Genomic DNA, 8303 nt, shown 5'->3' on the forward strand with positions numbered 1-8303 from the left:
CAGGTGGGCGCGGGCGCGGCGGCCGTCACGGGCGACGGCCCGGAGCTTCCGGGCGCGGTCTGCGTCGAGCGTGTCGTCCTCGAGCAGGTGGGCCGCGTAGACCCCGGCCTCGATGCGCTTGGCGAGCTCCACCTCGTCGGCGGCCGTCAGGAGAGCGGTCTTTCCGATACCGTTGAGGTAGACGCGCACGAGGTCGGCAGCAGGGCTCTGGGCGTCGAGGTCGCTCTGGGCCTCGGCCTCGGTCTGGAGCGCGGTAGTCTCGGGGGCGACGTCGGGGGTCGACTCGGGCAGGACAGCCTCGGTGTCCCGAGACTCCTGCGGGGCGAGTGTCGCCGTCATGGAATCCTCCCTGCGCGGCACTGGACTGGTGCGTGCCGCGTCATGTGGTCGAACGCGCAGCCGAGCGCGATCGTTCCCGACCGCCGCGCACTGACCGGTTAACCGCTTGTGACGGTGCCGACGCGTGTTCCGGGCCATGGATGGCAACTCATCGCGCACAACCCGTCGCGGGGGCTCAGACCTCGACGAGCACCGTCACCGGGCCGTCGTTGACCGACGCGACCGCCATCTCGGCGCCGAACACCCCGGTCGCCACCGAGGCACCCCGGGCCCGCAGCTCGGCGACGACGTCCGCGACGAGCCGCTCGGCCTCCTCGCCCGGCGCGGCGGCCGACCACGACGGGCGCCGCCCCTTGCGCGTGTCGCCGTACAGCGTGAACTGGCTGACGACGAGCAGGCCCGCGCCGGTGTCCGCACACGACCCCTCGCCCCGGAGGATGCGCAGCCCGTGCAGTTTCCGCGCCATCGTCGGCACGGGGTCGTCCGGCGTGCCCACCCGCGCCGGGTCGTCGCGGTGGATCCCGAGCAGCACCAGCAGGCCCGGTGCGTCGAGCGCCCCGACGACCGCCCCGTCCACGGTGACCGACGCCCGCAGGACCCGCGCCACGACGGCCCTCACGGTGTCGTCCCCGGTGTCACCATCCCGTGCAGGAAGAGCTCCCGGACGACGGGCAGCGCGGCCGCGGTGAGCTCCTCGGGGTCGCGCCCGTGGGCGAGGGCGAGCAGCTCGCAGAGGTCGCGCAGCGGCAGGTGGCCCCGACACCCGGCGAGCAGGGCTTCCCCGAGCTCGTCCAGGTCGTGGCGCCACTGCGGGCCGTCCAGGCGCACGAGCGTCCCGCCGATCCGCCGCCAGCCGCCGTCGTCGGTCCCGTCCTCAGGCCCGTCGTCGGGCCCGTCCTCCGGCGCCACCGGCGTGTACCCGCGCTCCAGCGCCGTCGTCGCCGGCACGACGAGGGCCTCGTCGAGCAGGTCGTGCCCGCGCAGCCACGCCACCCGGTCCAGCCAGGCCTCGACCTCCGGGCCCAGCGGGTCGCCGTGGGCCTGGCGCATGTCCTCGCAGACGACGGTGCCCCCGACGCCCGGCGCCGTGCGCCGCAGCGTCACGAACCCGAAGCCGATCGCGACGACGTCGTGCTCGGCGAAGAAGTCGAGCCACCGCGCGGAGCGCGCGCGGCCGGCGGGGGAGGCGGGGTCGACGCCGGCGTCGCGCAGCCAGGTCCCGACGTGCAGCGCGGGGTCCGCGACGTCGCGCTGCACCACCCACGCGTCCAGCCCGCCCGGCTCGGCGGCCTCGGCGGCGGCGGCGAGCCAGCGTCGGGGGCGGGCGTCCCACCCGTCGTGCGGATCCCCGGCGGCGCGGGCGGCCTCGACGTCGGGCCGGGTGACGAGCCAGGACGCGAGCAGCTGGCCGACGCCGTCCGGCGCGAGGTGACCGGGCAGCGTCGAGACCAGCAGGGCGCTCGCGCCGTCCCCGCCCAGGCCCGCGTCGCGGTAGACGTGCTCGATCTCGGGCGGGCCGGGCACGAACGGCGGGTTGCAGACGACCTGGTCGAAGCGGCGGCCCGCGACCGGCTCCCACCAGGGGCCCGCGAGCACCTCCGCGTCGATCCCGGAGAGCGCGAACGTCGCGCGGGCGAGGGTCAGCGCCCGCGGCGAGACGTCGGTGGCGGTCAGCGCGGCGGCGTGCCCGGAGGCGTGCAGCGTCTGGACCCCGCAGCCGGCCCCGAGGTCGAGCAGCGTCGCGACGGGGCGTCGGACGGTGGCCCGGGCCAGCGACAGCGAGGCCGCGCCGGTGCCGAGCACGTGCTCGCGCGCCCGGTCCGCCCGGCCGGCCGCGTCACCGGCGGTGTCCGGCTCGTCCGGGCGGAGCTCGAGGTCGGACACCACCCACCACGAGCCGTGCTCGTCCGCGTGCGGGCGCAGGTCGAGCGCCGCCACCACGGCCCCGTCGCGGCGGTCCAGGAGCCCGGCGTCGACGGCCTCGTCGAGCCCGACGGGGGCGAGCGCGGCGGCCACGTCGGCGGCGGGGCGCGCCTCGCCGAGCAGGAACAGCCGCACCAGCGTCGCGAGCGGGGTGTCCTCGCCGACCGCCCGGGCGGCCGGCTCCGGCTCCCCGCGGTCCAGCGCCGCGCCCACGTCCGCCCCGAGGGCCGCCGCGACGCCCTCGACGGTGAAGCCCGCCGTGCGGAAGGGGGCGGCGAGGCGCGCGGCGAGGTCGGGCAGGGCGGCGCCCGGTCCGACCTCGCCGGGGGTCGTGTCGATCACCATGCCAGTGTGGAACAGCCCGGCCCTGATCGGTTCACCGCGTTCCGGACTTCGGTGACGTGTGGCACAGCACCTCTTCGGGGAAACAGCCTGTCCGACGAGAGGGGACCGTGCCGCGTGGACCGTGGCAAGGTTGCTCGATCGCGGTCGGCACGTGACGCTGTGCACACCTGGTGCGGCGCTGCGTCCGGGGCCGGCCAGCCAATGTTCGAAATCGATCGATCCGGAGGGCCAGCGGATGGCGGAGCAGGGCACGACGAGTCAGGGCAAGAAGTACGAGCCGGATTCTGAACTGGCGAAGACCGCCAACGCCCGCCCCGAGATGAAGGAGCAGGATCTCGAGGAGTTCTGGGACGAGCAGGCGAAGCAGCGCATCGACTGGTTCGAGCCGTACGACACGGTGCTGGAGTGGAACCTCCCGTACGCGAAGTGGTTCCAGGGCGGCAAGCTCAACGCCTGCTACAACTGCGTCGACCGGCACGTCGAGGGCGGCCTGGGCGACAAGGTCGCGCTGCACGTCGTCCCGGACGACGGGCCGAACTCCTCCGAGGCGCGGGACATCACCTTCGCGCAGCTGCAGGAGCAGGTCGTCAGGTTCGCCAACGGGCTCAAGAAGCTCGGGGTGGGCAAGGGCGTCCCGGTCGGCATCTACATGCAGATGATCCCCGAGGCCGTCGTGGCCATGCTGGCGTGCGCCCGTCTCGGCGCCCCGCACACCGTCGTCTTCGGCGGGTTCAGCGGCAAGGCCGTGGCCGAGCGCTGCAACGACCTCGAGTGCAAGGTCCTCATCACCCAGGACCAGGCGCTGCGTGGCGGGAAGGCCGGCGACCAGAAGGTCAACGCCGACCAGGGCCTCGACGCGAACCCGACCACCGTCGAGAAGGTCGTGGTGATCAAGCGCACCGGCGCCGACATCCCCATGAGCGACCGCGACGTCTACCTCGACGACCTGGTCGCCGACGTCGACTCCGACGCCCAGAGCTGCCCCTGCGAGCCGATGGAGTCGGAGGACCTGCTGTTCCTCCTCTACACCTCGGGCTCGACGGGCAAGCCCAAGGGCGTCGTGCACACCACCGGCGGCTACATGGTGGGGGTCACGACGACCACCAACCTGGTCTTCGACGTCAAGGACGACTCGGTCTACTGGTGCGCCGCCGACATCGGCTGGATCACCGGGCACAGCTACATCACCTACGGCCCGCTCGCCAACGGGCTCACGTCGGTGCTCTACGAGGGCGTCCCCGGATATCCGGACAAGGAAGTCTGGTGGAGCATCATCGAGAAGTACGGGGTCACGATCCTGTACACCTCGCCGACGGCGATCCGCTCGCACATGAAGTGGGGCGAGCAGCACGCCCAGGCCCACGACCTGTCGTCGATCAGGATCCTCGGCAGCGTCGGCGAGCCGATCAACCCCGAGGTCTGGGAGTGGTATCGCAAGCACGTCGGGGCGGGCAAGGCGCCGATCATGGACACCTGGTGGCAGACCGAGACCGGGCACATCCTGATCACCCCGCTGCCCGGCATCACGACGCTCAAGCCGGGGATGGCCCAGCAGCCGTTCCCCGGGGTGCGTCCGGAGATCCGTGACGACGAGGGCAACCAGCTCGGCACGGAACAGACCGGCAACCTGGTCCTCACCGCGCCGTGGCCGGGGATGATGCGCACGCTGTACAACGACGACCAGCGCTTCAAGGACACCTACTGGTCGAAGTACTCGGACGCGTACTTCGCCGGTGACGGCGCCAAGTACGACGAGGACGGCGACATCATGCTGATGGGCCGTATCGACGACGTCGTCAACGTCTCCGGCCACCGCCTCTCGACCTTCGAGGTGGAGAGCGCGCTGGTGGAGCACGAGGACGTGGCCGAGGCCGCCGTCGCGGCGCGCAAGGACCCCGACACCGGGCAGGCGATCGTCGCCTTCGTCTCGCTGGTGGGCGACACGCAGGGCACCGAGGAGCTGGAGCAGGCCCTGCGCGAGCAGGTGGCCCAGTCGATCGGGAAGCTGGCCCGGCCGGCCTCGGTGATCTTCGCCACGGACCTGCCCAAGACGCGGTCCGGCAAGATCATGCGCCGCCTGCTCAAGAACCTCGCCGAGGGCGAGGAGCTGGGCGACACCTCCACGCTCGTCGACCCGTCGGTGGTGGACGAGATGCAGAAGCAGATGCAGAAGTAGGTCGGGACTCCTCCGGCGGGCGGTGGTCCGTGCCGACACGACACGGATCACCGCCGGCCGGCGAAGCCTCCGTGCAGACACGGATGACCACGCTCGACGGCGCTGAGAACGTGCCACCGGTGACGACCCCGGTCAGTCTTTCCGTGGGCAGTGGTCCGATCGACGCCAGGGGGGCGTGTCCGCGGACCGGGGTCGTCACCCCCGTCGTGGCCGTCCTGGCGGCCGTCGTCTCGCTGGGCTGGCTGGCTCCGCTCGCGACGTACGACCCCGTGACCTACGTGGCCGCGGCCTCGGTGGGCATCACGATCGCCACGACCGGTGTCCTGTTCTGCTACGACGCCGACCAGCGGGTCACCGGGCGCATCCTCGTCGCGGTGGCCGCCGTGTGGCTCGTCTCGTGGGGCAACGAGTGGCGCGCCGGCCCGTTGCCGCTGCTCTCCGAGCTCCTCGGTCCGCTCTGGTACGTGCTCGGGGCGTGGGCGCTGCTGCGCTACCCCGGCCGGGCGCTGGGTCGTCGCCACGAGGCGGTCTTCCTCACGCTGCTCGGGGCGTGGTCGTGCGGCGGGGCGCTGGTGCGCATCGTCCTCGGCCGGCCGGAGTGGTCGGACTACCCGGCGCACACCGTGTGGTTCACGATCGTCCGCGTCCCGGACCGGGGGCGGTGGGACGAGCTCAGCACGGTCTGGTTCCTCGGCCTCGGGGTCTTCTTCGCGACGCTCCTCGCGCTGCTGGCCCTCAAGCTGCGGCGCTCCCGGGGACTCGGGCGGGTGGAGACCCTTCCCCCCGCCTGCGCGGCGGGCGGCATCGCCGTCGCGGGCCTCGCCTACGTCGGGGTCCACGTCGTCCCGGTGTCCGAGGCGGTCCGGGACATGTCACTGGTCGTGGTGGCCGTGGCGGTCGCGACGACGCCGGTGGCGTTCCTCGTGGTCGCGGTCCGCCGCCAGGCGGCCCGGGCGGCGGTCGCCGAGCTGGTCGTGCGCCTGACGACGACGTCGTCGGGCGCGCACGCGGTGCAGGACGCCCTGCGGGTGGCCGTGGCCGACCCCGAGCTCCGGCTGTCCTCCTGGGTGCCGGCGGAACGGCGCTACGAGGCCGTCGACGGGGAGGAGGCGGTGGGCGCGGACGACCGCTGGCACGCGGAGGTCCGTGACGCCGAGGGCGAGCCACTGGCCCGCCTCACCCTCGACCCCTCGCTGCGTCGCCAGCCCGACCTCGTCTCCGCGGCCCTCGGCGCCGCCGGCCTCGCCCTGGCCAACGGGCGCCTCCACCACCGCGTGCAGGCGCAGCTCGAGGAGGTCCGTGCGTCCCGGCAGCGGATCGTCACCGCGACCCAGGCCGAACGGCAGCGCGTCGAGCGCGCCGTGCACGACGGGGCCCAGGGCCCGCTGGTCGCGGTGAGCGCGGCGCTGTCGACGGTCCGGCTGCACGTCTCGGACCGGCCGGAGGTGGTGGCGGCCCTCGAGCGGGCACAGGACACCGTGCGGACCGCCCTCGCCGACCTGCGCGACATCACGCGGGGCATCCACCCGATGGTGCTCAGCGAGGACGGCCTGCGCGCCGCCCTCGCGCGGCTCGCGGAGAGCCAGAGCGTCCCGACCACCATCGACGTCCCGGCCACGCGGCTGCCTGCCGAGGTCGAGGGCGCGCTCTACTACTCCGCGGCCGAGGCCCTCACCAACGTCGTCAAGCACGCCGGGGCGACCCGCGTGCACGTCGGCGTCCGGTGCGAGGACGGGGTCGCCCGGCTCGAGGTGGACGACGACGGGTGCGGCGGGGCCCGCCCGGACGGCGGGACGGGCCTGACCGGCCTCCGGGACCGCGCCCGCGCGCTGCGGGGCGAGCTGTGGGTGGGCGACGGCGAGACCGGGGGGACCAGGATGGTCGTGACGATCCCGTGCGCGTAGCCCTCCTCGAGGACGGGGTGTTCCGGCCCGCCCTGCGCTACCTGCTCGAGGCCGGTGGGTTCGTCGTCGTCGGTGACGCCGCCACGACGCCGGCCTTCCTGCCGATCGTCGCCGACGAGCGCCCCGACGTCGCGATCCTCGACATCCGCCTCGAGGCGGGCTCCGACGACGCCTCCGGGCTCCTCGTCGCGCAACGGCTCCACGACCTCGACCCGTCCATCGGCCTGCTCGCGTTCTCCCACTTCGACGACGTCACCTGGGCCGCGCACCTGCTCGAGATCCGGGAGTCCGGCATCGGCTACCTGCTCAAGGACCGGGTCGACTCCCCGGACGTGCTCTTCGCCGCGCTGGAGCGCGTCCGTGGTGGCGGGACGGCGATCGACCCGGGCATCGTCGAGCGCCTCGTGCGGTACCGGGAGCGCCAGGGGAGCCTGCGGCCGTTGACGCGGCGCGAGTGCGACGTCCTGCACCTCGTGGCCCAGGGCCTGTCGAACGCCGCGATCGCGGAGAGCCTGATCGTGGACAAGCGCACGGTCGAGACCCACGTGGCCAACATCTTCATGAAGCTGGGTCTCGACGGCGAGCGTCAGGACCGCCGGGTCACCGCGGCCCTCACCTGGTTGCGGGCCGGCGGCTGAGCGGGACGGCCTCGTCGGGCGGTCAGCCGTTCTTGGTCCCGTCGGAGACGCGGTCCTCCAGGGCCGGCGGGGTCTCGCCGCGCAGGATCCCGAGCTCGTCGGACACCCGGCCCATGATCCGGTCGGTGGCCTCCTGGAGGGCCGTGCGCTGCCCCTGCCTGCCGACGAGGTCGGAGAGGTCGACCGGCTCGCCGGCCAGCACCCGCAGGGTGGCGCGGGGCACCAGCGTGCCCACCTTCGCCGTCGGCGGGAGCAGGTGGTTCGACCCCCACTGACCGACGGGGATCACCGGGGCGCCCGTCGCGAGCGCCATCCGCGCGACGCCGGTGTGGGCCTTCTGCGGCCAGCCGTCGGACTCGTACGGGAACCCGCCCTCGGGGTAGACGACGACGAGCTCGCCGCTGCGCACCGACTCGACCGCAGCCCGGTAGGCCTCGATGCCCGAGGCCTTGCGGTCCACCGGGATGTGCCGACCGCCGCGCAGCGGGGCGCCGACCACGCGCATGCCCCACAGCTCCTTCATCGCCAGGAACCGCGGCACGCGGCCCTGGGCCATGCAGTAGGCCACGAGCACGATCGGGTCGACGTGCGAGAGGTGGTTCACCGCCAGCAGGGCGCCCCCCGACGCCGGGACGTTCCGCCCGCCGCGGAAGTCCCAGCGGGCCACGGCCATGAGCACCGGCCACAGCACCTCGATGGCGAAGCCGTAGCCGAACCCGCGGTCGAGGCGGGGGAGCAGCAGCCAGATCGCCAGCTTGCGCCACAGCCGCATCGCCCGGCCCGGCGGGCGTGCGTCGTGCCCCGGGGTGATCCGGCGGACCCGGGGGTGGGCGCGCAGCAAGGGCGGGTCCCCGGCCGGCACCTCGGCCTTCACCGGGCCCTTCACCCGGGCCTTCACCTCGGTCGTCACCTCGGCCGTCGTCGCCGGGTCCGGGGGCGGCGCCGCGAGCGGGGAGGGGCCGGTCGCGTCGTCGGGCC

The 8303-nt window shown here is 74.0% G+C and carries 7 protein-coding genes; 3 read left to right on the top strand and 4 right to left on the bottom strand.

Features of this window, described 5'->3' with window-relative positions; translation table 11 throughout:
* From AC0CYZ_RS22050 to AC0CYZ_RS22060, 3 genes are all read right to left on the bottom strand, one after another.
* Window positions 1-339, bottom strand: a 339-nt coding sequence (locus AC0CYZ_RS22050) for a sigma-70 factor domain-containing protein (protein WP_472219271.1), incomplete at its 3' end; no start/stop codon positions are given.
* Window positions 340-514: 175 nt separating this feature from the next.
* Complete coding sequence (dtd, locus tag AC0CYZ_RS22055; protein ID WP_472219273.1) at window positions 515-958, bottom strand: D-aminoacyl-tRNA deacylase; 444 nt, start codon at window positions 956-958, stop codon at window positions 515-517.
* A complete protein-coding gene (locus AC0CYZ_RS22060) occupies window positions 955-2604 on the bottom strand; it encodes a DUF7782 domain-containing protein (protein WP_472219275.1) in 1650 nt (549 codons plus the stop codon). The genes dtd and AC0CYZ_RS22060 overlap by 4 nt, the downstream gene beginning before the upstream one ends.
* Window positions 2605-2842: 238 nt before the next feature.
* Between AC0CYZ_RS22060 and acs the strand changes: the two genes are divergently transcribed.
* The 3 genes from acs to AC0CYZ_RS22075 all read left to right on the top strand — a co-directional run bounded on the left by acs (window position 2843) and on the right by AC0CYZ_RS22075 (window position 7325).
* Entirely contained in the window at window positions 2843-4783 is a 1941-nt protein-coding gene (acs, locus tag AC0CYZ_RS22065; protein ID WP_472219277.1) for an acetate--CoA ligase, read from the top strand.
* 206 nt (window positions 4784-4989) lie between these two features.
* Window positions 4990-6687 carry a sensor histidine kinase gene (locus AC0CYZ_RS22070; RefSeq protein WP_472219279.1) on the top strand — a complete coding sequence of 566 codons (1698 nt, stop codon included), beginning with the start codon at window positions 4990-4992 and terminating at the stop codon, window positions 6685-6687.
* Entirely contained in the window at window positions 6678-7325 is a 648-nt protein-coding gene (locus AC0CYZ_RS22075) for a LuxR C-terminal-related transcriptional regulator (RefSeq protein WP_472219281.1), read from the top strand. Before AC0CYZ_RS22070 ends, AC0CYZ_RS22075 begins: the two co-directional genes overlap by 10 nt.
* Before the next feature lie 22 nt (window positions 7326-7347).
* Here AC0CYZ_RS22075 and AC0CYZ_RS22080 read toward each other — a convergent pair.
* On the bottom strand, window positions 7348-8303 hold a 956-nt coding region (locus AC0CYZ_RS22080), incomplete at its 5' end, for a lysophospholipid acyltransferase family protein (protein WP_472219283.1).

This window comes from Actinomycetospora sp. (assembly GCF_055612215.1).

Excerpts from the sequence above, each read along its gene's own strand:
- acs (WP_472219277.1), top strand. The coding sequence starts at position 2,843 with ATGGCGGAGCAGGGCACGACGAGTCAGGGCAAGAAGTACGAGCCGGAT.